19 protein-coding genes are annotated in these 23,306 nt (G+C 71.6%); 16 read left to right on the top strand and 3 right to left on the bottom strand.

Annotated elements, in window-relative coordinates; genetic code table 11:
- The first annotated feature begins 85 nt into the window (after nucleotides 1-85).
- The 8 genes from ACFYZ8_RS29745 (at nucleotide 86) to ACFYZ8_RS29710 (ending at nucleotide 10,703) form a co-directional block, all read left to right on the top strand.
- Complete coding sequence (locus ACFYZ8_RS29745; protein WP_388538242.1) at nucleotides 86-1,690, top strand: hypothetical protein; 1,605 nt, start codon at nucleotides 86-88, stop codon at nucleotides 1,688-1,690.
- Between the two features lie 181 nt (nucleotides 1,691-1,871).
- Complete coding sequence (locus ACFYZ8_RS29740) at nucleotides 1,872-2,714, top strand: nitrilase-related carbon-nitrogen hydrolase (RefSeq protein ID WP_359035144.1); 843 nt, start codon at nucleotides 1,872-1,874, stop codon at nucleotides 2,712-2,714.
- Nucleotides 2,711-4,000: an aspartate aminotransferase family protein gene (locus ACFYZ8_RS29735; RefSeq protein ID WP_359035142.1), complete on the top strand. Its 1,290-nt coding sequence runs from the start codon at nucleotides 2,711-2,713 to the stop codon at nucleotides 3,998-4,000. Before ACFYZ8_RS29740 ends, ACFYZ8_RS29735 begins: the two co-directional genes overlap by 4 nt.
- Nucleotides 4,001-4,025: 25 nt before the next feature.
- On the top strand, nucleotides 4,026-5,582 hold the full coding sequence (locus ACFYZ8_RS29730; protein WP_359035140.1) for a PucR family transcriptional regulator: 1,557 nt from the start codon (nucleotides 4,026-4,028) through the stop codon (nucleotides 5,580-5,582).
- A 155-nt stretch (nucleotides 5,583-5,737) separates the two neighbouring features.
- On the top strand, nucleotides 5,738-6,580 hold the full coding sequence (locus tag ACFYZ8_RS29725; RefSeq protein WP_355746358.1) for a nitrilase-related carbon-nitrogen hydrolase: 843 nt from the start codon (nucleotides 5,738-5,740) through the stop codon (nucleotides 6,578-6,580).
- A 31-nt stretch (nucleotides 6,581-6,611) separates the two neighbouring features.
- Nucleotides 6,612-8,006 carry a dihydropyrimidinase gene (gene hydA, locus ACFYZ8_RS29720; RefSeq protein ID WP_359035137.1) on the top strand — a complete coding sequence of 465 codons (1,395 nt, stop codon included), beginning with the start codon at nucleotides 6,612-6,614 and terminating at the stop codon, nucleotides 8,004-8,006.
- A gap of 11 nt (nucleotides 8,007-8,017) precedes the next feature.
- Entirely contained in the window at nucleotides 8,018-9,037 is a 1,020-nt protein-coding gene (locus tag ACFYZ8_RS29715) for a TIGR03842 family LLM class F420-dependent oxidoreductase (protein ID WP_359035135.1), read from the top strand.
- 115 nt (nucleotides 9,038-9,152) lie between these two features.
- Nucleotides 9,153-10,703: an NCS1 family nucleobase:cation symporter-1 gene (locus tag ACFYZ8_RS29710; protein WP_388538245.1), complete on the top strand. Its 1,551-nt coding sequence runs from the start codon at nucleotides 9,153-9,155 to the stop codon at nucleotides 10,701-10,703.
- Nucleotides 10,704-10,737: 34 nt separating this feature from the next.
- Here ACFYZ8_RS29710 and ACFYZ8_RS29705 read toward each other — a convergent pair whose 3' ends face one another.
- Nucleotides 10,738-11,406, bottom strand: a complete 669-nt coding sequence (locus tag ACFYZ8_RS29705) for a hypothetical protein (RefSeq protein ID WP_388538247.1) — start codon at nucleotides 11,404-11,406, stop codon at nucleotides 10,738-10,740.
- Between the two features lie 151 nt (nucleotides 11,407-11,557).
- Nucleotides 11,558-12,562: a carboxymuconolactone decarboxylase family protein gene (locus ACFYZ8_RS29700; protein WP_388538248.1), complete on the bottom strand. Its 1,005-nt coding sequence runs from the start codon at nucleotides 12,560-12,562 to the stop codon at nucleotides 11,558-11,560.
- Between the two features lie 167 nt (nucleotides 12,563-12,729).
- Here ACFYZ8_RS29700 and ACFYZ8_RS29695 point away from each other — a divergent pair, with 167 nt between their 5' ends.
- From ACFYZ8_RS29695 to ACFYZ8_RS29685, 3 genes are all read left to right on the top strand, one after another.
- Nucleotides 12,730-13,848 carry a sensor histidine kinase gene (locus tag ACFYZ8_RS29695; protein ID WP_388538250.1) on the top strand — a complete coding sequence of 373 codons (1,119 nt, stop codon included), beginning with the start codon at nucleotides 12,730-12,732 and terminating at the stop codon, nucleotides 13,846-13,848.
- A gap of 97 nt (nucleotides 13,849-13,945) precedes the next feature.
- Nucleotides 13,946-14,608, top strand: coding sequence for a response regulator transcription factor (locus tag ACFYZ8_RS29690; RefSeq protein WP_359035125.1), 663 nt, complete (start codon nucleotides 13,946-13,948; stop codon nucleotides 14,606-14,608).
- A 43-nt stretch (nucleotides 14,609-14,651) separates the two neighbouring features.
- Nucleotides 14,652-15,473 carry a class I SAM-dependent methyltransferase gene (locus ACFYZ8_RS29685; RefSeq protein ID WP_388538252.1) on the top strand — a complete coding sequence of 274 codons (822 nt, stop codon included), beginning with the start codon at nucleotides 14,652-14,654 and terminating at the stop codon, nucleotides 15,471-15,473.
- 33 nt (nucleotides 15,474-15,506) lie between these two features.
- On the opposite strand, the gene ACFYZ8_RS29680 is transcribed toward ACFYZ8_RS29685, so the two are convergent.
- Nucleotides 15,507-16,499, bottom strand: coding sequence for a phospholipase D-like domain-containing protein (locus ACFYZ8_RS29680; protein ID WP_359035121.1), 993 nt, complete (start codon nucleotides 16,497-16,499; stop codon nucleotides 15,507-15,509).
- Nucleotides 16,500-16,773: 274 nt separating this feature from the next.
- Here ACFYZ8_RS29680 and ACFYZ8_RS29675 point away from each other — a divergent pair, with 274 nt between their 5' ends.
- The 5 genes from ACFYZ8_RS29675 (at nucleotide 16,774) to ACFYZ8_RS29655 (ending at nucleotide 23,181) form a co-directional block, all read left to right on the top strand.
- Nucleotides 16,774-18,603 (top strand): gamma-glutamyltransferase family protein, encoded by a 1,830-nt coding sequence (locus tag ACFYZ8_RS29675; protein ID WP_388538255.1) that lies wholly within the window; start codon nucleotides 16,774-16,776, stop codon nucleotides 18,601-18,603.
- 148 nt (nucleotides 18,604-18,751) lie between these two features.
- Entirely contained in the window at nucleotides 18,752-19,603 is an 852-nt protein-coding gene (locus tag ACFYZ8_RS29670; RefSeq protein WP_388538257.1) for an inositol monophosphatase family protein, read from the top strand.
- A 697-nt stretch (nucleotides 19,604-20,300) separates the two neighbouring features.
- The gene (locus tag ACFYZ8_RS29665; protein ID WP_359035115.1) at nucleotides 20,301-21,713 is read left to right on the top strand and encodes an NAD(P)/FAD-dependent oxidoreductase; all 1,413 of its coding nucleotides are present in this window, start codon (nucleotides 20,301-20,303) and stop codon (nucleotides 21,711-21,713) included.
- 154 nt (nucleotides 21,714-21,867) lie between these two features.
- On the top strand, nucleotides 21,868-22,377 hold the full coding sequence (locus ACFYZ8_RS29660; RefSeq protein ID WP_359035113.1) for an O-acetyl-ADP-ribose deacetylase: 510 nt from the start codon (nucleotides 21,868-21,870) through the stop codon (nucleotides 22,375-22,377).
- Between the two features lie 231 nt (nucleotides 22,378-22,608).
- The gene (locus ACFYZ8_RS29655; RefSeq protein ID WP_388538259.1) at nucleotides 22,609-23,181 is read left to right on the top strand and encodes a hypothetical protein; all 573 of its coding nucleotides are present in this window, start codon (nucleotides 22,609-22,611) and stop codon (nucleotides 23,179-23,181) included.
- Nucleotides 23,182-23,306 lie beyond the last annotated feature (125 nt).

Genomic DNA, 23,306 nt, shown 5'->3' with positions numbered 1-23,306 from the left:
CTTTGCAAACTGTCTGTAGCCCGTTCGTAACACGGCTGGTGTTGCCTTACGGACCGGAGTGCTCCGGTCTAACGGGAGTTGAGCGATGGCAGTGGATCAACTCCCGGGTCGGATGCGGGAGTTCGTGGCGTACCTGGAGGGGCTGCTGGGGCGCCTGGATCAGGGTGCCGGCTGGTGCGCCGTGTTCTGGCAGCGCGACCCCGACGGTATGCAGGCCTGCCTCGACGGGCGCGAAGTGCCGCCCTGGGACGTGATGGAGGCGCTCCTGCAGGATCTTTCCGCCGGGTACGGTCCCGAGGTGGCCCATGCCGAGGCGGAACGGGTCCGCCCGCTGCACGCCGCCGCCCAGGCCGCCCACGACGCCCGCCCCGGCGGCCGGGACGCCCTCCAGGACCGCTTCGACGTCATGCTCCGCGAACAGCGCTACGCCGCGGAACGGCAGGCCGAACTGGGCCGCCGACTCGCCACCGCCACCACCCAGGAGGAGGCCGACGGCATCCGCCTGGACCTCGCCTGGGCCCGCGACGACCACGAACGCGCTGTCCGGCGCTGCGCCGAACTCCAATCCCGCATGGCCGAGTTGGACGCCCGCAGGTCGCGCGGCGGACGGACCGGCCGCTACGAGGGTGCCGTGGCCGGGGCCGGCGGCCAGGAGGCTGCCACCGGTGCCGACACTCCAGGCGCCGGGTTCCCGGACATGCCCCAGCAGCGGGGTACGACGTCGGCCACGGACACCGAAGCGCCTCACGCCGGACATGCGCCGCAGTCGACGGCTCCCACCTGGGCGGACGCCTCCGGCGCAGGTGCCTCGCACCGTCCGGGCCCGGCCGAAGCGGCCCGTCCCGGACATGCGCAGCACCCGACCGCCCCCACCGAGACGGCCGCCCCCGGACACGTGCCGCTCCCGACCGGTCCCACCGAGGCCGACGCCCTCGAACACGCCCCGCATCCCGCCACCCCCAAGCGCAGGCGCCGCCGCGGCGGTGCCCGTTTCGCCGGAGCGGCCGAGGAGAGCGGGGTCCCCGTCGTCGTACCGTCGGCTGCCGGGCCCGAGCTGCCCACCGCGCCCGTGACGAAGGGGCGGACGCTGCGGGGGGCCCGGTACGCCGGGGCCGACGACGGGCCGGAGACGGGGCCGCGGCAGGCCGAGGCGTTGGACGCGGTGGCGCGGCGGGAGACCGCCGAGACGGTCGCGGCGCTGGTGCGGCTGCGCTCGGAGGGGCGTACCGGAGAGGCGCACGCCCTGCTCGTCGAGGCCGCCCACTGGCCCGCCGACCGTTTCCCGCTGCTCGCCGCGGAGCTCCAGCACGCCGGGCTCGGCGCCGACTGGGCGACCCTGCTGTGGGAGGCCGCCTCGCTGCCCGCCGACCGGCTGGTGGCAGCCGCCGACGCCCTGGTCGACGCCGGACGGAGCGCGGACGGGGAGCAGATCCTGCGGCAGGGCGTCGCACGGCCCGCCGGTGAGATCGGCGCGGCCGTGCTCGCCCTGGTCGCCGAGGGGCGCCGCCGTGAGGTCACCGCGCTCCTCGACGCCTACGTCCGCGTCCGCACCCCAGAGGAGGCCGCCCGCAGCGCCGAGCCCGACCAGCGGACCATGGTGCCCCTGCTCCTCGCGGCCGCGAAGGGTGTCTCGCAGGAACGGCACTGGGACCTGGTGCACGCCCTGCGGGTCGCCGGATTCTCCGCCTGACAGGTCCTCCGCAACCCCGCTGACCGGGCACGTCACTCCTCCACTGGAGTGTGAAACGTGATCGACTTCGCGGGTTAACGACGATGGTCTTGGCAAGCCTGTCCAGGAGGCTTACGTTCGTCCCTCTACGGCCCCTTCTACGGGCGTAGAGGCTCTGACGTCCCCGCCGAAGGAGCAGCTCATGGCCAACGTCGTTCGTGCCGCTCTGGTCCAGGCCACCTGGACCGGCGACACCGAGTCCATGGTGGCGAAACACGAGGAGCACGCCCGCGAGGCGGCCCGACAGGGCGCGAAGATCATCGGGTTCCAGGAAGTGTTCAACGCCCCCTACTTCTGCCAGGTCCAGGAACCCGAGCACTACCGCTGGGCCGAGCCGGTGCCCGACGGCCCCACCACGAGTCGTATGCAGGAACTCGCCCGCGAGACCGGCATGGTGATCGTCGTGCCGGTGTTCGAGGTCGAGCAGTCCGGCTTCTACTACAACACCGCGGTCGTCATCGACGCCGACGGCAGCGTCCTCGGCAAGTACCGCAAGCACCACATCCCGCAGGTCAAGGGCTTCTGGGAGAAGTACTACTTCAAGCCCGGCAACCTCGGCTGGCCCGTCTTCGAGACCGCCGTCGGCAAGGTGGGCGTCTACATCTGCTACGACCGCCACTTCCCGGAGGGCTGGCGGCAGCTCGGCCTCAACGGCGCCCAGCTCGTCTACAACCCGTCCGCCACCCACCGGGGACTCTCCTCCCACCTGTGGCGCCTGGAGCAGCCCGCGGCCGCCGTCGCCAACGAGTACTTCGTCGCCGCGATCAACCGGGTCGGCGTCGAGGAGTACGGCGACAACGACTTCTACGGGACCTCGTACTTCGTCGACCCGCGCGGCCAGTTCGTGGGGGACACGGCGAGCGACAAGGAGGAGGAACTGGTCGTCCGCGACCTGGACTTCGACCTCATCGAGGACGTGCGGCAGCAGTGGGCCTTCTACCGCGACCGACGCCCCGACGCCTACGAAGGGCTGGTGCAGCCGTGACCGAGGACCTGCTGGGACGCCACCGGGCCGTCCTGCCCGACTGGCTCGCGCTCTACTACGAGAACCCGCTGGAGATCACACACGGCGAGGGCCGGCACGTGTGGGACTCCGAGGGCAACAAGTACCTCGACTTCTTCGGCGGCATCCTCACGACGATGACCGCGCACGCCCTGCCCGAGATCACCAAGGCGGTGAGCGAACAGGCCGGGCGGATCATCCACTCCTCGACCCTGTACCTGAACCGGCCGATGGTCGAACTCGCCGAGCGTGTCGCCCAGTTGTCCGGCATCCCGGACGCCCGGGTGTTCTTCACGACCTCCGGCACCGAGGCCAACGACACCGCCCTGCTGCTCGCCACGACCTACCGCCGCAGCAACACGATCCTGGCGATGCGCAACAGCTACCACGGCCGCTCCTTCAGCGCGGTCGGCATCACCGGCAACCGCGGCTGGTCGCCCACCTCGCTGTCCCCGCTCCAGACGCTGTACGTCCATGGGGGCGTGCGGACCCGCGGCCCGTACGCCTCCCTCGGTGACGACGACTTCATCGCGGCCTGCGTCGACGACCTGAAGGACCTCCTCGGCCACACCCGCCCGCCCGCCGCCCTGATCGCCGAGCCGATCCAGGGCGTCGGCGGCTTCACCTCCCCGCCCGACGGCCTCTACGCCGCCTTCCGCGAGGTGCTGAACGAGCGGGGCATCCTGTGGATCGCCGACGAGGTGCAGACCGGCTGGGGCCGCACCGGCGACCACTTCTGGGGCTGGCAGGCGCACGACCAGAACGGCCCGCCGGACATCCTCACCTTCGCCAAGGGCATCGGCAACGGCATGTCCATCGGCGGGGTCGTCGCCCGCGCCGAGATCATGAACTGCCTGGACTCCAACAGCATTTCGACCTTCGGCGGCACCCAGATCACCATGGCGGCCGGCCTCGCGAACCTGTCGTATCTGCTGGAACACGACCTCCAGGGCAACGCCCGCCGGGTCGGCGGACTGCTCATCGAGCGGCTGCGGGCGGTCGCCGCGCAGGTTCCGGGCGTACGGGAGGTGCGCGGGCGCGGTCTGATGCTCGGCGTCGAGCTGGTCAAACCCGGCACCGACGAGGCCGACCCGCAAGCCGCGTCCGCCGTGCTGGAAGCCGCCCGCGCGGAGGGGCTGCTGATCGGCAAGGGCGGCGGGCACAACACCAGCGCCCTCAGGATCGCCCCGCCCCTGTCCCTGACCGTCGCGGAGGCCGAAGAGGGCGCCGCGATCCTCGAACACGCTCTGAGGAGCACCATCCAGTAGGTCCACAGCAAGGGAACACACCGTCATGAGCACCACCTTGGAGCCCCTGGAGTCCTTGGAGCCGACCCTGTCGGTCCGTCAGGTCCTCATGCTGGAACGGGTCCTCGCCGGGGAGCCCGAGGTGGTGGCCGGTGCCGGCCAGCTCGACCGCGCCGTGCGCTGGGTGCACGTGGCCGAGGCCGCCGACGTCGGCGTGATGCTCAGCGGCGGCGAGATGGTCCTCACCACCGGCGTGCTGCTCGCCGGTGACGAGGACAAGCAGGCCGAGTACATCCAGTCCCTGCACCGCGCGGAGGCCGCGGCCGTGGTCCTCGGACTCGGCCGCGCCTTCCCGACCCCGCCGGACGTGATGCGCCGGGCGGCCGAGCGGTGCGGGCTGCCCATGGTCGTCCTCCATCGGCCCTTCCCCTTCGCCGAGTTGACGGAGGAGGTCCAAGCCCGGCTGGTACGGCGGAAGTTCGCCGCCGTCAGCATGTCCGAGGCCGTCCGCACCGCCCTCACCGGGCTCATCACCGCGGGCGCCCCGCTCCAGCGGATGCTGGACGAGATCGCCCACCACAGCGGCTGTCCCGTCGTCGTCACCAACCTCGCCCACCGGGTCCTCGCCACCGCGGGGGAGCGGTCCGCGGTGGAGGACGTGCTGCGCGACTGGGAGCGCATCGCCCGCCAGGCCGGGGGCAGTGAGGGCGACGGCTGGATCCGCGCCGAACTGGGCGGGCGCGGGGAGCGCTGGGGTCAGATCATGCTGTGCGGCTACCGGGGAGACACAGCCACGGGACGGCTGCTCGCCGACCGTGCCGCCGAGTCCCTCGTCCTGCACCGCATGCTCGGCGGCACCTCCGCCCACACGTGGGAGGAGCAGTCCGCGCAGAGCCTGCTCACCGACCTGGTCAGCGGGGTCGTACCGGCACGGCAGCTGCTGCCACGCGCGCGGGCGGCCGGACTGCCCGTCAACAGGCGCACCTTCGTCCCGCTCGTCGTACGGGACGGCGACCCGGCCGAACTCGACCGGGTGCTAAGGCTGTTGGGGCTGCCCGGCATCGTCGCCGAACTCGCCGACGGGGCGACGGCGGTGCTGCTGAGCCTGGCCCGGGACCAGGACGCCACGGTGCTCACGGCGAACTTCGCGGCCCGGCTGACGGGGACGGTGGTGGCCGCCGCCGACCCACGTACCGCCTGGGACGACGTGCCCGCCGGGATGCGTGAGGCCCGGCATGTCGCGGACGCCGTCGCCTCGGGAGCGCTCGACCTCCCGGCCGTCGTCCGCCTCAAGGACGTCCATCTGCGCGGCCTGATCAGGCTCTTGCGCGACGACCCGCACGTCCAGTCCTTCGCGGAACGCGAGCTGGACGGGCTGCTGTGCGACTCGGGCCCGGGAGAGGGCCTGCTGGCCGTCCTGCGCACCTATCTCGCCACCGGCCGCAACAAGTCCCGCACGGCCCAGCTCCACCACGTCTCCCGGCCCGCGCTCTACCGCCGGCTGGAGGCGATACAGGGCCGGCTGGGCGTCGACCTCGACGACTTCGAGCAGGCCGCCTCGGTGCACATCGCACTCCTCGCACACGACGCGCAACAGAGCTGAAACGTGCCACGACCTGGGAAAACGGCGGTGAAACATGGGCTCGCGACAGGGTGACACCGTGGCACGCCGCACGCCCGCAGACGTGACACGCTGCAACTCAAAGCCTGTTTTCGGACTTCCTAGTCTTCTCGCACACCGAGCGACCGGAGGTCCCGATGAGCAGAGTGATTCGTGCCGCCCTTTTCCAGACCGCGTGGACGGGCGACAAGGAGTCGATGATCCAGGTACACGAGCAGGCGGCCCGGGACGCGGCCGCGCAGGGTGCTCAGGTCCTGTGCTTCCAGGAGCTGTTCTACGGGCCGTACTTCTGCCAGGTCCAGGACAAGGCGTTCTACGAGTACGCCGAGCAGATCCCGGACGGCCCCATCGTCAAGCGATTCCAGTCGCTGGCCAAGGAGTTGGGCATCGTCCTGATCCTGCCGATGTACGAGGAGGAGCAGCCCGGCGTCCTCTACAACACCGCCGCCGTGATCGACGCGGACGGCTCGTACCTCGGCAAGTACCGCAAGCACCACATCCCCCAAGTGCCGGGATTCTGGGAGAAGTTCTACTTCCGCCCCGGCAATCTGGGGTGGCCGATCTTCGACACCAAGGTCGGGAAGATCGGTGTCTACATCTGCTACGACCGCCACTTCCCGGAGGGCTGGCGGGCGTTGGGCCTCGCGGGCGCCGAGATCGTCTTCAACCCGTCGGCCACCTCGCGCGGACTGTCGGCCTACCTCTGGCAGCTGGAGCAGCCGGCCGCGGCCGTCGCCAACGAGTACTTCGTCGGCGCGATCAACCGCGTGGGCGTGGAGGAACTGGGCGACAACGACTTCTACGGGACGACGTACTTCGTCGACCCGGAGGCGCAGTTCGTGGGCGAGGTGGCCTCCGACAAGGAGACCGAACTCGTCGTCCGCGACCTGGACATGGCCAAGCTGCGGGAGGTCCGCGACCGCTGGCAGTTCTACCGCGACCGCCGTCCGGACGCGTACCCGCCGCTGACCGCACCCTGACCGAACCGACCACCCTGGCAGGAGAGGGAACATGAGCAGCCGTACCGTCATCCGCGGTGGCCTCGTCATCACCGCGTCCGACGAGATCCACGCCGACGTGCTGATCGAGGACGGCCGCATCGCCGCCCTCGCCGTGCCCGGTACGCAGAGCTGGACCGCGGACCGCACGATCGACGCCACCGGAAAGTACGTCATCCCCGGTGGCGTCGACGCCCACACCCACATGGAGCTGCCCTTCGGCGGCACCTTCGCCTCCGACACCTTCGAGACCGGCACCCGGGCCGCCGCCTGGGGCGGTACGACGACCATCGTCGACTTCGCGGTGCAGAGCGTCGGCCACACCCTGCGCGAAGGGCTGGACGCCTGGCACGCCAAGGCCGAGGGCAACTGCGCCATCGACTACGGCTTCCACATGATCGTCTCCGATGTGAACCAGGAGACGCTCAAGGAGATGGACCTGCTGGTCGAGGAGGGCGTGACCTCCTTCAAGCAGTTCATGGCCTACCCCGGCGTCTTCTACTCCGACGACGGCCAGATCCTGCGGGCCATGCAGCGCTCGGCCGACAACGGCGGCCTGATCATGATGCACGCCGAGAACGGCATCGCGATCGACGTCCTCGTCGAGCAGGCCTTGGCGCGCGGCGAGACCGACCCCCGCTACCACGGCGAGGTCCGCAAGGCACTCCTCGAAGCCGAGGCCACCCACCGGGCCATCAAGCTCGCGCAGGTCGCCGGCGCCCCGCTGTACGTCGTGCACGTCTCGGCCATGGAGGCAGTGGCCGAGCTGGCACGCGCGCGGGACGAGGGGCTCAACGTCTTCGGCGAGACCTGCCCGCAGTACCTCTTCCTGTCGACGGACAACCTTGCGGAGCCCGACTTCGAGGGTTCGAAGTACGTGTGCAGCACGCCCTTGAGGCCGAAGGAGCACCAGGCCAAGCTCTGGCAGGGGCTCAGGACCAACGACCTCCAGGTCGTCTCCACCGACCACTGCCCCTTCTGCTTCGTGGGCCAGAAGGAACTCGGCCGCGGCGACTTCTCGAAGATCCCCAACGGCCTTCCCGGCGTCGAGAACCGCATGGACCTGCTCCACCAGGGCGTGGTCGAGGGGCGCATCTCGCGCCGCCGCTGGATCGAGATCGCCTGTGCCACCCCGGCCCGGATGTTCGGCATGTACCCGAAGAAGGGCACCATCGCCCCGGGCGCCGACGCCGACATCGTCATCTACGACCCGCACGCCGAGCAGATCGTGTCCGCCGAGACCCACCACATGAACGTCGACTACTCGGCGTACGAAGGAAAGCGCCTCACCGGCCGGGTCGAGACGGTTCTCTCGCGCGGCGAACTCGTCATCACCGAGCGGGAGTACACCGGACGCGCCGGGCACGGCACGTACACCCCCCGCTCCACCTGTCAGTACCTCAACTAGGAGTGGCGCCCATGGACTTCGGACTCGTCCTGCAGACGGATCCGCCCGCCTCGAAGGTCATCAGCCTGATGAAGCGGGCCGAACGCAACGGCTTCACCTACGGGTGGACCTTCGACTCCGCCGTGCTCTGGCAGGAGCCGTTCGTGATCTACAGTCAGATCCTCTCCAACACCTCGAAGTTGACGGTCGGCCCGATGGTCACCAACCCGGGCACCCGCACCTGGGAGGTCACCGCCTCCACCTTCGCCACCCTCAACGACATGTTCGGCAACCGCACGGTCTGCGGTATCGGCCGCGGCGACTCCGCGATGCGCGTCGCGGGCCGTACGCCCAACACGCTGGCCCGGATCAGCGAGGCCATGAAGGTCATCAGGGCCCTCGGCTCGGGCCAGGAGGCCGACCTCGGCGGTACGGTCGTCAAGTTCCCGTGGATCAAGGAGGGCGCCGAACTCCCCGTATGGATGGCGGCGTACGGGCCCAAGGCGCTGAAGATGACCGGCGAGGAGGCGGACGGGTTCATCCTCCAGCTGGCCGATCTGTATCTGACCGAGTACATGGTGAAGGCCGTCAAGGACGCGGCCGTCGCCGCCGGCCGGGACCCCTCAGAGGTCAAGATCTGTGTGGCCGCCCCCGCCTACGTCACCGAGGACGACTCGCCCGAGGCGCTCGCCCACGCGCGCGAGCAGTGCCGCTGGTTCGGCGGGATGGTCGGCAACCATGTGGCCGACCTGGTGTCGAAGTACGGTTCCGGCGGTGGCCTGGTCCCTCAGGAGCTCACCGACTACATCAAGGCACGTGAGGGATACGACTACTCGCACCACGGCCGTGCCGACAACCCGGACACCGCGTTCGTGCCCGACGAGATCGTCGACCGGTTCTGTGTCATCGGACCGGTCGAGAAGCACATCGAGAAGCTGAACGCGCTGCGCGAGCTGGGCGTCGACCAGTTCGCCGTGTACGACATGCACGACGCGCAGGAGGCGACCATCGACGCGTACGGGGCGAAGGTCATCCCTGCCGTCAATGCCTGACCCCCCGTCCCCCCACACCTTGTCCGCCCCTCTCCTCCCCGCCGTTCCGGGGCGGAGAGGGGTCCAAGGCCCCCGCACGGCCTTTCCCGTCCCGTCCTGATCGATTGGCCTGCCCATGACCGAAACAGTCCCCACGGGGTCGCCGATACCGCAGTCCACCGGTGGCCGCGTCGAGCTCGCCCCCGAGGCCTTCCCCGCCGACAGTCCCTTCGCCAACGAGGACCTGCGTCCCGTACCGGTCTCCGAGCGCAAGTGGACGACGTACAACTTCGCGGCCCTGTGGATCTCCATGGCGCACTGCATCCCCAGCTGGACCCTGGCCTCCGGCCTGGTCGCGCTCGGCATGGACTGGAAGCAGGCCGTGTTCACCATCGCCCTGGCCAACATCATCGTGCTGCTGCCGATGCTGGCCACCGGGCACGCCGGACCCAAGTACGGCATTCCCTTCCCGGTGCTCGCCCGCGCCTCCTTCGGACTGCGCGGCGCCAACGTCCCGGCGCTCATCCGGGCCGCCGTGGCCTGTGGCTGGTTCGGCATCCAGACCTGGATCGGCGGCAGCGGCATCTTCGCGCTGGGTTCCAAGCTCACCGGCGGCCACTGGGAGGACGCCGGCAAGATCGCGGGCAACCCGTGGCCCCTGTGGCTGTGCTTCCTGCTGTTCTGGGCGCTCCAGATCGCGATCATCTACCGCGGTATGGACTTCCTGCGGCACTTCGAGAACTGGGCCGCGCCCTTCGTGATCGCCGGCGCCCTGGTCCTGCTGATCTGGATCGCGGTCAAGGCGGACGGCTTCGGCGCGCTGCTCGACCAGCCCTCGAAGCTCGGCTGGGGCCCCGACTTCTGGCCGGTCTTCTTCCCGTCCCTGATGGGAATGATCGGCTTCTGGGCGACCCTGTCCCTGAACATCCCCGACTTCACCCGCTTCGGCGCCAGTCAGAAGGCGCAGACCTGGGGGCAGGCCCTCGGGCTCCCCACGACGATGACGCTCTTCGCGGTCCTCGCCGTGCTGGTCACCTCCGGCTCCGAGGTCGTCTACGGCGAGGCCATCTGGGACCCGGTCGCGCTGGCGGCCAAGACGGACAACGCCTTCGGTCTGCTCTTCGCGCTGATCATCGTGCTGGTCGCCACGATCTCCGTGAACATCGCGGCGAACGTGGTCTCACCGGCGTACGACCTGTCCAACCTGGCTCCGAAGTTCATCAACTTCCGCACGGGCGCGCTGATCACGGGTGTCGTGGGCATCCTGATCTTCCCGTGGAAGCTGATCTCCACCCCGGAGTTCTACATCTTCACCTGGCTCGGCGTGGTCGGCGGTCTGCTCGGCACGGTCGCGGGCATCCTCATCGCCGACTACTGGGTCGTCCGGCGTACGGTCCTGCACCTCGCGGACCTGTACACGCCCGGCGGCCGCTACTGGTACGCGAACGGCTGGAACTGGCGGGCCATCGCCGCCTTCGTGGTCGGCGGGCTGCTCGCGGTCGGTGGTTCGTACTCCGCGGTGGGCGCGGACGGCAAGAAGACCGGGCCGTTCCCGGTCGACGGTCTGATCCCGTTCCTCAAGCCGCTGGCCGACTACGGCTGGGCAGTGGGCCTCGGCGCGTCCCTGCTCCTGTACGTCGCGCTGATGCTGCCGAGGGGCAGGGAGCAGGAGGGCATCGCGGCCTGACGGTGAGCGGTCAGGGGGCCCGGGCCGGTGCGGCTCAGGCCTTCTGGCCGCTCTGCAGGGCCGCCACCGCCTCCTTGGCGGCCTTGATGGCACCCTTGTTGATCTCGTCCGTGCTGGGCGCCTTCTTCGACTCGAAGTCGCTGCCGTTGTACGTCACGGTCACCAGCGCGTTGGACGCCTGGATCATGACCACACCCTCACGGGTCTGCTGCTTGTCCTCGGTGGTGAGGTTCACCACCGAGTAGCCCGCGTCGCCGACACCGGGGACGGGGCCGCCGCCGCTCTTCTCGGCGACGTTGTCCTTGTACGACTTGGCGGCCGCCTGGTCCGACTCCAGGATCTCGAAGGACACGTCGAGCCAGCGGTAGTCGTACCCCTTGAGCGCGTTCCAGGAGCAGGTGCGGCGCAGTGAGGTGTCCGTCGAGGGGATCTCCTTGCCGGCCGTCTTGGCGCCCGGCACCAGCGACTTGATCGTCGCCGCGCTGATGCTGCCGCAGGGCGCGGGCGCGGCGGCGTACTGCTTGGCGGGGACGGCCGTGGACGCGCCCGAGGGGGTCTCGCCGGGGGCGGACTGCGGCGCCGACTCCTTCTCGGCGGCCGGCGTCGTGGCCGGGCCCGACGTCAGCGCCCAGCCGGCCGCGGCGAGCACGACGACGGGCGAGATCCGCGCGGTGAGCGCGAGCGGCAGGGAAAGAGTTCGCACAGCGCACTTTTCGTGGGGGACGGACGGTGCGGACGGGTCCGCACTGCGGACGGAACGCCAGTTTCACATGTCTGCCTGTGGGGTGGAAGTGTGAACTCGCTCCGTACTGGTGCCGTCACAGCGCCCCGCCGTCGATGCGTCATGTGTCCCTTTATGTCCGGGAGGTGGGGCGGTAGAGCGCCGATTCGACGCGGTCCACGGCGAGGAACGCCCCGTAGGCCACGAGCTGCACCAGACAGTGGTCGGTGTGCTCGGGCCGCCGCCAGGCCGCCACGTCCTCGTCCGTGATCCGGTACGGCGCGAGCGCGGCCAGCAGCACAAGTCGGGCGCCGGGACGCTCCCGCCGGTCCGGGAAGCCGCTCAGGTCGAGCGGAGGGTGCGACCCGTCCCAGTCCAGCAAGGTCTCCTCCACGAGATCCTGGTCGTCGGTGTCGAGGAGGCCGGCGCCCGCCATGGCCGCCCGGAGCAGCGCCGCGTACGCGAGTCCGACGGGCGTACCGTCCGCCCACGCGGGTGCCTCGCCGGGGTCGGGCAGGTCGAGCAGCGCGAGGGACGCGCCGGGCCGGGCGGGGCGGCGCACGGTCCGGGCGAGCGTACGGCCCGCGAGGCTGCGTACGGCCCGGAAGCGCTGGGCGTTGCCCGGCAGCAGGTCCTCGGTGAGCAGGGCGGAAACGATCCGGTTGATGAAGTGAAACGCGAACGCGGTGCCGAGGTAGCCGGGAGCGTGCTCGCGCGGGAAGGGATACGGCCCGGCGCCCAGCCCGCCCGGCACGCGTGTGTGCCGGCCCCACTCCAGCACACGCGCGTGCTCCTCGTTCTGCGGCCGCTCTCCTCGGGCGAGGCGTTCGGCGAGGGCGTGGTCGCCGGTGGCGTGCAGCAGCACGGTGTGCGCGTCCACGCAGAACGGGCACCGGTTGGCCAGCGAGACCCCGAGCGCCGCCAGCTCCTTGCCGGTGCGGCTGCCGGGACCGGCGATCAGCGACTCGCGCATCAGCGCCCACGCGGGGGCGAGGAGCTCCGGCGCGGAGGAGAGGACCACGAAGGTGACGGGTTCGTCGATGCCGAAGTCGCGGGACAACTGCTCGTAGACCTCGGCGACACGGCCGGTGGCGGCCTTCGGCGGCAGGGGCCGGGTGTAACGGAACGGTGTGGACATGGACAGCAGCGTGCGCCCCGGACCTGGTCGTGGTCGTCGTACCACCGAAGGGAGTTGGCGCTGCGTCCCCCGGCGCGGGCCCGGCCGGCCACTACTACCGGGGGAGTAGCGCAGAGGTTGTCCACAGGGCTGACGCCGGTGTCGGTACGGCGGTCTAGCGTGTGGGCATGAGCGGGCACCCGGTCGACCCGGCCATCTCCAAGCGGCTCGCCGATCTGGCCCTCGTGGTCGTGATCGGCGCCGTCGTGGTGACCGTGGCGGCATTCGACGCGGACACCACCACCCTCGACTACGGACTGCTCGTGGTGAGCGCGGGCGCCCTCGGGTTCTATCGCGCGGTTCCGTTGCCGATGCTGGCCGTGGCCACGGCGAGCGGGGCTGCCTACGTGCTGCACGCCCACCCCGGGCCCCTCGGCGCGCTGTCCGTCTTCGCCGCCGTCCACCTGGCGTCCCAGCTGGGGCACCGGGGCTGGGCCGCGGGGGCGAGCGGGGTCTTCCTCGGGGCGTACGCGGCGACCGGTCCGACGGTCCAGGAGTCGGTCGAGAAGACCGCGCTGCTCGCGGGCTGGTTCGTGTGCGCGGTGGTGACGGGCCTCGCCGGACGCAACTGGCAGGCCTATCTGCGCCAGACCGAACAGCGCGCCCTGGAGGCCGAGCGGACCCGGGAGGAGGCCGCCCTGCGCCGGGCGGGCGAGGAACGCCTGCGGATAGCACGGGAGTTGCACGACTCCCTCACCCACAGCATCTCCATCGTCAAGCTCCAGGCGGGCGTGGCCGTGCACCTGGCGCGCAAGCGGGGCGAGGAGGTGCCACCCGCCCTGCTCGCCATCCAGGAGGCGGGCGGCGAGGCCATGCGGGAGCTGCGCGCCACGCTGGAGGTCCTGCGCACCGATGAGCCGACCGGCACGCCGGCGCTGCTCGTGGAGCGGGCGCGGGCCGCGGGCCTCGCCGTCGAGCTGAGCGTGACGGGGGAGGAGTGCGCGCTGCCCGCGCCCGTCGACCGGGCCGTGTACCGGATCGTCCAGGAGTCCCTGACGAACGCCGCCCGGCACGCGGGACCGGCGAAGGTGCGGGTCGAACTGGCCTACGGCAAGGACGACTTGGCGATCCGGGTGGACGACGACGGGGCCGCGCACCCGGACCGCCCACCGCAGCCCGGACACGGTCTGACCGGCATGCGCGAACGCGTCACGGCACTCGGCGGCACGCTGCGTACCGGGCCGCGGGAGGAGGGCGGGTTCTCGGTGCGGGCGGAACTGCCGTTGGGGGTGGGGGAGCCGGGGTGATGGGGAGATGGGGAGATGGGGGAGGGGGCTCCCGGATGGGTCGGGGGTGGGTGGGTGCGAGTGCGGGCGGCTTCGCCGTACGCGGGGAGGTGTCGGTGTGATCAGGGTGGCGCTCGTCGACGACCAGGCGCTGATGCGGGCCGGGTTCCGGGCCCTGCTCGACGCCGAGGACGGCATCGAGGTGGTCGGGGAGGCGGCGGACGGGGAGCGGGGCGTGGAGCTGGTGCGCGCGCACGTGCCCGACATCGCGCTGATCGACGTACAGATGCCGGTGATGACGGGCATCGAGGCGACCCGGCAGATCGCCGCCGATCCCGCTCTGGCGGGGGTCCGCGTGGTGATCCTCACCAACTACGGTGTCGACGAGTACGTGTTCGAGGCGCTGCGGGCGGGTGCGAGCGGGTTCCTGCTGAAGGACACCGAGCCGGCCGACCTCCTCCAGGCCATCGAGGTGGTGGCCCGGGGCGAGGCCCTGTTGTCCCCCGCGGTCACCCGCACCTTGATCGGCGAGTTCGTCTCCCGTCCGCCGGACCGGTCCACCGCCCCCGGCCTGGAATGCCTCACCCGTCGCGAACGCGAGGTCACGGCCCTGGCCGCCCGGGGCCTGAGCAACGAGGAGATCGCCGAGCACATGGTGATCAGCCCCCTCACCGCCAAGACGCACATCAGCCGCGCGATGACGAAGCTGGGCGCCCGGGACCGGGCCCAACTGGTCGTGTTCGCCTACGAGTCGGGCCTGGTGACGGCCCGCGGCTCCTGATATTCCGTTGCCGGCCCGGGCCGTGGATCAGCACGCTGAGACGATGACCGAGACACCACCGCGCATGCGCGAAGAGATCCTCGCCTACTACGCCCAGGGCAAGGAGGACGCCCGGCTCAGAGAGGGCGGAGCGCCCGCGGGGCGGCTGGAGTTCTGGCGCACGCAGGACGTACTGCGCAGGCTGCTGCCCCCGGCGCCCGCACGTGTACTGGACGTCGGCGGCGGCAGCGGCGTGCACGCGCAATGGCTCGCGCGGGACGGATACGCGGTCGAACTCGTCGACCCCGTACCGCTCCACGTCGAACAGGCCTCGCGCCTGCCGGGGGTGACCGCCCGCCTCGGCGACGCGCGCGAACTTGCCGCCCCCGACGCCTCGTTCGACGTGGTGCTCCTGCTCGGCCCGCTGTACCACCTGCCCGAACGAGCGGACCGGCTCACGGCGTTGGCCGAGGCCCGCCGAGTCCTCCGGCAGGGCGGGCTCGTGGTCGCGGCCACCATCAACCGGTACGCGCAATTGCACGACCTGCTGCGCGAGGAGCGCTACTTCACCCCGGAGCACCGTGAACGCACCGACGCGGTCCTCGTGGACGGCCGGCACCCCTACCACGACGAGGGCTTCTTCACCGTCGCCCACTTCGCCGCGCCGGACGAGGTGGTCGCGGAGTTCGGCGACGCACGGCTGGCCGTGACGGGCCGGTACGGCATCGAGGGCGTCGCCTGGCTGATGGGCGGCGTCGAGGACTGGCTGGACGACCCGGACCGGCGCGAGACCGTGCTGGCCGCGTGCCGGCACATCGAGTCGGAGCCCACGCTGCTGGGGGCGAGCGGACATCTGCTCACGGTGGGCAGGCGGCCGTCGGTGTGACAGGACGGCCGTCTGCCGGGCGGGTGACGGTGACTACGCGGCCGTTCCGCCCGTGTAGTCACCGTTGAACGTGGTCTCGACGGTGGTCGCCACCGACTGGGCCACCCCGGTGCCGGTGAGGATGATGCCCAGCTCGCGGTTGCTGGAGAGCGAGTTGCTGCTGAGGTTCATGGAGCCGGCCTCCACCTCCTGGGTGGCGAGGCCGTAGTCGGCGACCATGGCCTTGGCGTGGATGTAGAAGCCGTCGGGGTCGGAGTATCCGACGACCGTGCCGCCGGCCGCCTTGATCTCGGAGACCTCGCTCGCGTAGTCGCCCGGGGTCTCCAGGACCACCCGCACCTTCACGCCCGCCTTCGCGCGCGCCGCGATGGCGTCCACCACCGTGCTGTCGCTGAACTCCAGTTCCTCGACGTCGAGCGTCTTGGTGGCCGCGTTCACCACGGACAGCAGACGGCTGCGGGAGTCGGTGGGGGACCAGAGCAGGTGGTCGCCGTCGGTGGGGGTGACGGCGGTGCCGGCGTAGTCCGCGGCGAAGACCTTCTCGATCGCGGCGACATCGCGGGTGTCGTCGGTGAACACGCCGTAGTCACGGCCGGTCGCGTAGTACTGGGAGGTGAGATTGCCGGTGAGCACCAGCGACTTGGCGCCGTCCACGGTGATCGTCTTCTGGTGCGTGTAGACGAAGCTCGACGGCGACCAGACCACGCCGACGCCCGCGTTCGTCAGCGCCGTGTACGCCGAGCTGTTGGCGCTCTGGTGCGCGCGGTCCAGGACGACCCGCACGGTGACACCCTTGTTCTTCAGGGCTATCAGGTCGTTGACGGCGGTGGTGTCCTCCAGCTCGTACATGGTCATGTCGAGGGAGGTGGCGGCCGAGTTGATGAAGTCGTAGATCGTGGGCTGGCCGCCACTCTGCGAGAAGGCGAAGGCGGTGTAGCTCGCGGCGCTGGCGGGGACGGAGGCGGCGAACACGGCGGCACCGGCGGCGAGAGCGACACCGGTACGGGTGAGGACCTTCCACAACATGCGTGACTCCTGGTCGAGTTGATGCCCGCGTGGGGGGTGCGGGCATCCGCATGGCACCACGCGCGTAGAACGCGGAGGAAGAGAAGTCCGGTGAACTCGGGGTTACCGACGGTCCGCACAGTCGGGCAAAGGGGACTTCGTGCAGGTGGGAGGCGGTTCATGGAGTTCCCGTGTGATCGCAAAATCTTCGTGGGCCGGTCGGTGTGGAATGAAAGGATCCGTGGACGCGACCGCTTCGGACCGGCCGAGGCGCGCCCGACCAGCGAGGTGAGAGATGTCGTTCACCACCCGGCCGACCCTCCAGGGCACCTTCGGCATGGTGTCCTCCACGCACTGGCTGGCCTCGCAGTCGGCGATGGCGGTCCTGGAGGACGGCGGCAACGCGTACGACGCGGCGGTGGCCGGTGCCTTCGTGCTGCACGTCGTCGAGCCGCACCTCAACGGGCCCGCGGGAGAAGTGCCGATCCTGCTCGCGCCCGCCGGTGGGGAGGTGCGGGTGCTGTGCGGGCAGGGTGTCGCTCCGGCCGGGGCGACGGTGGCCCACTACAAGGGGCTGAGCCTGGATCTCGTCCCCGGCACCGGGCCCCTCGCCGCGGCGGTACCCGGCGCCTTCGACGCCTGGATGCTGCTCCTCCGCGACCACGGCACCAAATCCCTGGCCCAGGTCCTCAAGTACGCCATCGGGTACGCGGAGGACGGGCACGCGCCCGTGGAGAACGTCGGCGCGACCGTCGAGAGCGTACGGGAGCTGTTCGAGACGGAGTGGACCTCGTCGGCCGACGTGTATCTGCCGGACGGAAAGGCCCCCCGGCCCGGTTCGCTGTTCCGCAACCCCGCCCTCGCCGCCACCTGGAAGCGGCTGATCGCCGAGGTGGCGGGGGCGGGCGACCGGGTCGCGCAGATCGAGGCGGCGCGTGAGGTGTGGCGTACCGGATTCATCGCCGAGGCGCTCGTACGGCAGGCGCGGCGCCCCACCATGGACACCAGCGGCACGCGGCACACCGGCACGCTCACGGCCGCCGACCTCGCCGGGTGGTCCGCGACCTACGAGACGCCGACGACGTACGACTGGAACGGCTGGACGCTGTGCAAGGCCGGCCCCTGGAGCCAGGGCCCGGTCCTGCTCCAGCAACTCGCGCTGCTGCCGCCCGAGCTGCCGCGGTACGGGTCCGCCGAGTACGTCCATCTGCTGGTCGAGGGCTGCAAGCTGGCGATGGCCGACCGGGAGGCCTGGTACGGCGACGCGGCCGAGGTGCCGCTCGCTGAGCTGCTGTCGGCGCGGTACAACGCGGGGCGGCGGGAACTCGTCGGCGACAAGGCCTCGTACGAGCTGCGGCCGGGCAGCCCCGGGGGGCGCGAACCGCGGCTCAGCGCACACGCGCGCGTGGTCGTCACCGACGAGCCCGGGTTCAGCCCGATGGGCGTCGGCGAGCCGACGGTCGCGAAGAATCCCACGTCCCCGGTGCCGGGTGAGCCCGAGATCGCCCCGGACGGCACGACCATGGGCGACACCTGCCACCTCGACATCGTCGACCGCTGGGGCAACATGGTCGCCGCCACGCCCAGCGGCGGCTGGCTCCAGTCCAACCCGGTCGTGCCGGAGCTGGGCTTCCCGCTCGGTACCCGGCTCCAGATGACCTGGCTGGAGGAGGGCCTGCCGAACTCCCTCACGCCGGGCCGCCGCCCCCGCACCACGCTCACCCCCTCGATCGCCCTGCGCGACGGGGTGCCCGTCCTGGCCTTCGGGACGCCCGGTGGGGACCAGCAGGACCAGTGGCAGCTCCACTTCTTCCTCGCCGTCGCCCTGCGCTCCCCGGTCCGCGGCGGCCTCGACCTCCAGGGTGCGATCGACGCCCCGAACTGGCACAACGACAGCTTCCCGGGGTCGTTCTATCCGCGGGGGATGCGGCCGGGGAGCCTCACGGTGGAGTCCCGGACGGATCCCGGGGTGGTCGCGGAGCTACGGCGGCGGGGGCACGACGTGACGGTGGGGGAGCCGTGGTCGGAGGGACGGCTGTGCGCGGTGGCGCGGGATCCGGAGACGGGGGTGCTGTCGGCGGGGGCGAACCCGCGGGGGATGCAGGGGTACGCGGTGGGGCGGTGACGGAGCCTGACGGGGCGGAATGGCCAGGATTGTGCCATTCGTTGTGAATTGAGCGTTCGTCGCCTCCGGATCCCGGTGTTCATGGCGACTCCACCCGCCCTCCATCAGGCGGGTGGGGATTGTCAGTCCCGCGTGCTCTCATGGAGTCATGATCGAAGACACGGAAACCATCGACGAGTTTCTCGACCGGCACGCGGACGACGTGGAAGAGGCGGTGCGCAAGGCCGCCGCGGCCGAGATCATGCCGCGCTTCAGGCGGCTCGCCGCGCACGAGGTCGACCAGAAGGCCGGCCCGCACGACCTGGTCACGGACGCCGACCGGCTGGCCGAGCAGTACCTCACCGAAGTGCTCGGAGCCCTTCTGCCCGGCTCCGTCGTGGTCGGTGAGGAGGCGGTCCACGCCAACCCGGCGTCGTACGAGGCGCTCCAGGGCGACACGCCGGTCTGGATAGTCGACCCCGTGGACGGCACCCGGCAGTTCGTGCACGGCGACCCCGGCTTCTGCACACTGGTCGCGCTGGCCAGGAACGGCGTCCTGCTCGCCTCCTGGACCTACGCACCGGCCCGGGACCAACTGGCCACGGCGATACGTGGCCGGGGTGCGTTCCTCGACGGCGAGCGGCTGTACGCGGGCGTGCCCGAGCCGGGCCGCGACCTCCAAGTGGCCACCTCCCATCCGGACTACACGACGGACGACCAGAAGCGCGGCCTGCTGGGACTGTGGACGGACGGCGTCGCACCGCGCCCGTGCGGCTCGGCCGGCCTGGAGTATCTCGCCGTCGCGCGGGGCGAGTTGGACGCGGTCGCGTTCTCCTGGGAGGCGGCTTGGGACCACGCGGCGGGCCTGCTGCTGGTCGAGGAGGCGGGCGGCGCCCATCTGACCCTCACCGGCGAACCGTTCCGCATCACGGGCGGCAACACCCTCCCCTTCACCGCGGCCCGCGACACGGCGACTGCTCGCAGGGTGCGGGGGCTGCTGGCGGGGGAGGGCGGGGTCTGACGCGACGGGCGGGGTGGGGTGGGGTGGGGTGTTTGCGGGGTCTGAGCCTGGGGGTTCGGGTCGGGCGGGGGCTCGGCAGGGGGTTGCGGGATCGGAGGGGGTTGCGGGATCGGAGGGGGTCGGGGCCGGGTGGATCCGGGGCGTCGTCATCCTTTGTCGGTCTGGGGCGACCCGCATCCGCCGTCGACATGTGGCCAACATGTCCGCAGTCCCGCAGTCCCGCAGTCCCGCAGTCCCGCAGTCCCGCAGTCCCGCAGTCCCGCAGTCCCGCAGTCCCGCAGTCCCGCAGTCCCGCAGTCCCGCAGACCGGCGTCAACGCGCCTGCTCCGCGCCGGGGCGACCGGGCGTCGGCCAGGCCTGCTGCGGAGCCTGGCCCCGGGGTCGGGAGGCTGGGGACCGGACGGGCCCGGGGGGCAGTGCGGCCACGGTCCGGATGTCGCGGGGGGCCGGGGTGGGCGGTCGCGGGTCGGAGTCGGGCGGCAGCAGGTGGGAGTCGGGCGGCAGCAGGTGGGACGGCGGAAGCAGGTCGGAGTCCGGGCGTGGGCGGGCTCGGTCGGGCCGGGGCGTGGTCGTCCTGGGCTCCCCACCGCCGGACTCCGCCCCCCCCGACTTACCCCCGCACCCCGAGACTGTCGGTCCCCCGGCATATCCTGATCCTCTGGCCATCGGCTGACGAAGGGGTCCGAAGGTGCCGTCGATGCTCGATGCGGTCGTGGTGGGTGCGGGGCCGAACGGACTGACGGCTGCCGTGGAGCTGGCCCGGCGCGGCTTCTCCGTGGCCGTCTTCGAGGCGCGCGGCACCGTGGGCGGGGGCGCCCGCACCGAGGAGCTGACCCTCCCCGGCTTCCTGCACGACCCGTGCTCCGCGGCCCACCCCCTCGGTATCAACTCCCCGGCGTTCCGCGCCCTGCCCCTGGAGCGCTACGGCCTGGAGTGGCTGCACGCCGAGCTGCCCATGGCGCACCCCTTCACCGACGGCACCGCCGCCGTGCTGTCGAGGTCGGTCGCCGAGACGGCCGCCTCCTTCGGGCCGCGCGACGCGGGGACGTACCGAAGGCTCGTCGAGCCGTTCCTGCCCAAGTGGGACACCCTGGCCCGCGACTTCATGTCCCTGCCCGCGAGCGCGCTGCCCCGCGACCCGGTCACCCTGGCCCGCTTCGGTCTCGTCGGCCTGCCCCCGTCGACCTGGCTGATGCGCCGTTTCCGCGACGAGCGCGCGAAGACCCTGTTCGCCGGGCTCGTCGCGCATGTCATGGCCCCGCTCGGCGGCTTCGCCACCGGCGCCATCGGCCTGGTCTTCGCCCTCGCGGCACACGCGCGCGGCTGGCCCGTGGCGCGCGGCGGCTCCCAGTCGATTTCCGACGCGCTCGCCGCGTACCTCACGGACCTCGGCGGCAGCGTCCACACCGATTACGAGGTCAAGCGGCTCGACGACCTGCCGCCGGCCCGCGCGTACGTCTTCGACACCTCGCCGACCGCCCTGGCCAGGATCGCCGGCTTCGGCAACTACTACGAGGGCTACCGCTACGGCCCGGGCGTCTTCAAGGTCGACTACGCCCTTGACGGGCCCGTGCCGTGGACCGCGAAGGAGGCGCGCGCCGCGGGCACCGTGCAGATCGGCGCCGACACCGCGGAGATCGGCACCGCCCTGCGCGCCGCGTCCCGTGAGGGCCGCGCGCCGGACAGGCCGTTCATGATCACGGTGCAGCCGAGTGTCGTCGACCCCGGCCGGGCTCCGGCCGGAAAACACGTCTTCTGGGCGTACGGCCATGTCCCCAGCGGCTGGACCGGCGATCTCACCGACGCCATCGAGCGCCAACTGGAGCGCTTCGCTCCGGGGTTCCGCGACCGTGTCCTCGCCCGAGCCACTGCCGGACCGCCCGAACTGGCCGCCCGCAACGCCAACTACGTCGGCGGCGACATCGCCTCCGGCGCGGTCACCGGACTCCAGATCATGCTGCGCCCCAGGCTCTCCCTGTCCCCGTACGGCACCCCGCACCCTGCCGTCTTCATCTGCTCGTCGGCGACCCCGCCGGGGCCCGGCGTGCACGGTATGTCGGGCCACAACGCGGCGAAGGCCGTATGGCGCAGGCTGCGGCAGGAGATCTGAGGCCCACGAACCGGCCACGGCCGCGGTCCGCTCAACCGGCCACGGCCGCGGCCCGCCAAAACCGTCCGCAGCCGTAGCCCGCCGATACCGGCCACGACCGTGCTCCGCCAAACCGGGCAGCCCCCGCGCGGGGCGGGCTGCAAGAGTGGTGGTCATGACCACCATCAGGCTCGTCCAGGGCGACATCACCGAAGAGCGCGCCGACGCGATCGTCAACGCCGCGAACTCCTCCCTGCTCGGCGGGGGAGGAGTCGACGGCGCCATCCACCGCCGCGGCGGCCCCGCGATCCTCGCGGACTGCCGAAAACTGCGCGCCTCCCACTACGGCAAGGGTCTGGCCACCGGCAAAGCCGTCGCCACCACCGCCGGCGACCTGGACGCGCGCTGGGTGATCCACACCGTCGGCCCCCGTTACAGCCGCGAGGAGGACCGCTCGGAGCTGCTGGCCTCCTGCTACCGCGAGTCCCTGCGCGTCGCCGACGAACTGGGCGCCCGGACCGTCGCCTTCCCGGCCGTGTCCGCAGGCATCTATGGCTGGCCGGTCGAGGACGCCGCGCGGATCGCGGTGGAGACCGTACGGGAGACGGAGACCGCGGTCGAGGAGGTCCGGTTCGTGCTGTTCGACGCGGAGGCGTACGAGGCGTTCGCGGGACAGGTCGCCTGACGGCCGGGGAGCCGCACCGGCGGCCGGGCAGCCGCACCGGCGGCCGGGCAAGACAAACCCTGACGGGTGAACGCCTCCAGGCGTCGAAAACCGCGGGGCGCACCGGGAAAGTTCCTGTTCAGGGCCGCATCGACGCGGTGGACAGCCGGGGACGGGGGCGAGTGACCGGTTGCGGGACGCCCGGGCGGTTCTCACGGTGGGCCCAACGAAGTACTTCGAAAGGACCCCCGCATGCGCCCCCTCGCCCCCCGCGGCCTTCTCCTGCCGTCCCTGGTCTGTGCCGCGCTGATCCTCGGCCCGGTCGGCACCGCGGCCGCCGCCGTCGACGCGGGCCGCGGCGCCTCGGACCCCGCTGTGACACAGACGGCCACCACCCACGGCACCGAAGACGCGGCCACCACCGCGGACCGCCTCGGCGCGCTGGACCGGACCGAGCACGGCAGCGTCCTGCAGCCCGTCCTGCAGCCCCTCCTCGACGCCGTCACCGGCCTCACCACCCTGAACGGCACCCACCTCGACGCGAGCGAGGCGGCCGCCCACGCCAAGGCCGTGGAGACGGCGAACGCCGAGGTCCAGGAAGGGGTGCGGCAGCTGAGCGGCACGGACCGGTCCGCGGCGGCGGGCGACCCGGTGTCCGACCTGCTGGCCTCGCTCCAGTCCACGGTCGACGACCTGCTCAAGTCGCTGACCTCGCTGGATGTCAGCGGTGTGCTGGGTGCGGTCACCGGTCTCCTCGGCACCGTGGTCGGAGCGGTCACCGGACTTCTCGGCGGCGGACTGCCCTCCTTGCCGGCCACCGGCTGACACAACGGCACCACGCCACCCACGGCACTACGCCACCCACGGCACTACGCCACCCATGGCACCACGCCACCCATGGCACCACGCCACCCACGGCACCACACCCACGGCACCCCCGCGTACCGCAC

The sequence above is a fragment of the Streptomyces sp. NPDC001668 genome (assembly GCF_042893155.1).
Taxonomy (GTDB): domain Bacteria; phylum Actinomycetota; class Actinomycetes; order Streptomycetales; family Streptomycetaceae; genus Streptomyces.
Note: the sequence above shows the minus strand (reverse complement) of the source record. Positions and strands in the feature narration are given on the sequence as shown.

What these genes read in the sequence shown, in the direction of transcription:
- ACFYZ8_RS29745 (WP_388538242.1), top strand. Translation starts at nt 86, where the DNA reads ATGGCAGTGGATCAACTCCCGGGTCGGATGCGGGAGTTCGTGGCGTAC.
- ACFYZ8_RS29740 (WP_359035144.1), top strand. Translation starts at nt 1,872, where the DNA reads ATGGCCAACGTCGTTCGTGCCGCTCTGGTCCAGGCCACCTGGACCGGC.
- ACFYZ8_RS29730 (WP_359035140.1), top strand. Translation starts at nt 4,026, where the DNA reads ATGAGCACCACCTTGGAGCCCCTGGAGTCCTTGGAGCCGACCCTGTCG.
- ACFYZ8_RS29725 (WP_355746358.1), top strand. Translation starts at nt 5,738, where the DNA reads ATGAGCAGAGTGATTCGTGCCGCCCTTTTCCAGACCGCGTGGACGGGC.
- hydA (WP_359035137.1), top strand. Translation starts at nt 6,612, where the DNA reads ATGAGCAGCCGTACCGTCATCCGCGGTGGCCTCGTCATCACCGCGTCC.
- ACFYZ8_RS29715 (WP_359035135.1), top strand. Translation starts at nt 8,018, where the DNA reads ATGGACTTCGGACTCGTCCTGCAGACGGATCCGCCCGCCTCGAAGGTC.
- ACFYZ8_RS29710 (WP_388538245.1), top strand. Translation starts at nt 9,153, where the DNA reads ATGACCGAAACAGTCCCCACGGGGTCGCCGATACCGCAGTCCACCGGT.
- ACFYZ8_RS29700 (WP_388538248.1), bottom strand. Translation starts at nt 12,562, where the DNA reads ATGTCCACACCGTTCCGTTACACCCGGCCCCTGCCGCCGAAGGCCGCC.
- ACFYZ8_RS29695 (WP_388538250.1), top strand. Translation starts at nt 12,730, where the DNA reads ATGAGCGGGCACCCGGTCGACCCGGCCATCTCCAAGCGGCTCGCCGAT.
- ACFYZ8_RS29685 (WP_388538252.1), top strand. Translation starts at nt 14,652, where the DNA reads ATGACCGAGACACCACCGCGCATGCGCGAAGAGATCCTCGCCTACTAC.
- ACFYZ8_RS29680 (WP_359035121.1), bottom strand. Translation starts at nt 16,499, where the DNA reads ATGTTGTGGAAGGTCCTCACCCGTACCGGTGTCGCTCTCGCCGCCGGT.
- ACFYZ8_RS29675 (WP_388538255.1), top strand. Translation starts at nt 16,774, where the DNA reads ATGTCGTTCACCACCCGGCCGACCCTCCAGGGCACCTTCGGCATGGTG.
- ACFYZ8_RS29670 (WP_388538257.1), top strand. Translation starts at nt 18,752, where the DNA reads ATGATCGAAGACACGGAAACCATCGACGAGTTTCTCGACCGGCACGCG.
- ACFYZ8_RS29665 (WP_359035115.1), top strand. Translation starts at nt 20,301, where the DNA reads ATGCTCGATGCGGTCGTGGTGGGTGCGGGGCCGAACGGACTGACGGCT.
- ACFYZ8_RS29660 (WP_359035113.1), top strand. Translation starts at nt 21,868, where the DNA reads ATGACCACCATCAGGCTCGTCCAGGGCGACATCACCGAAGAGCGCGCC.
- ACFYZ8_RS29655 (WP_388538259.1), top strand. Translation starts at nt 22,609, where the DNA reads ATGCGCCCCCTCGCCCCCCGCGGCCTTCTCCTGCCGTCCCTGGTCTGT.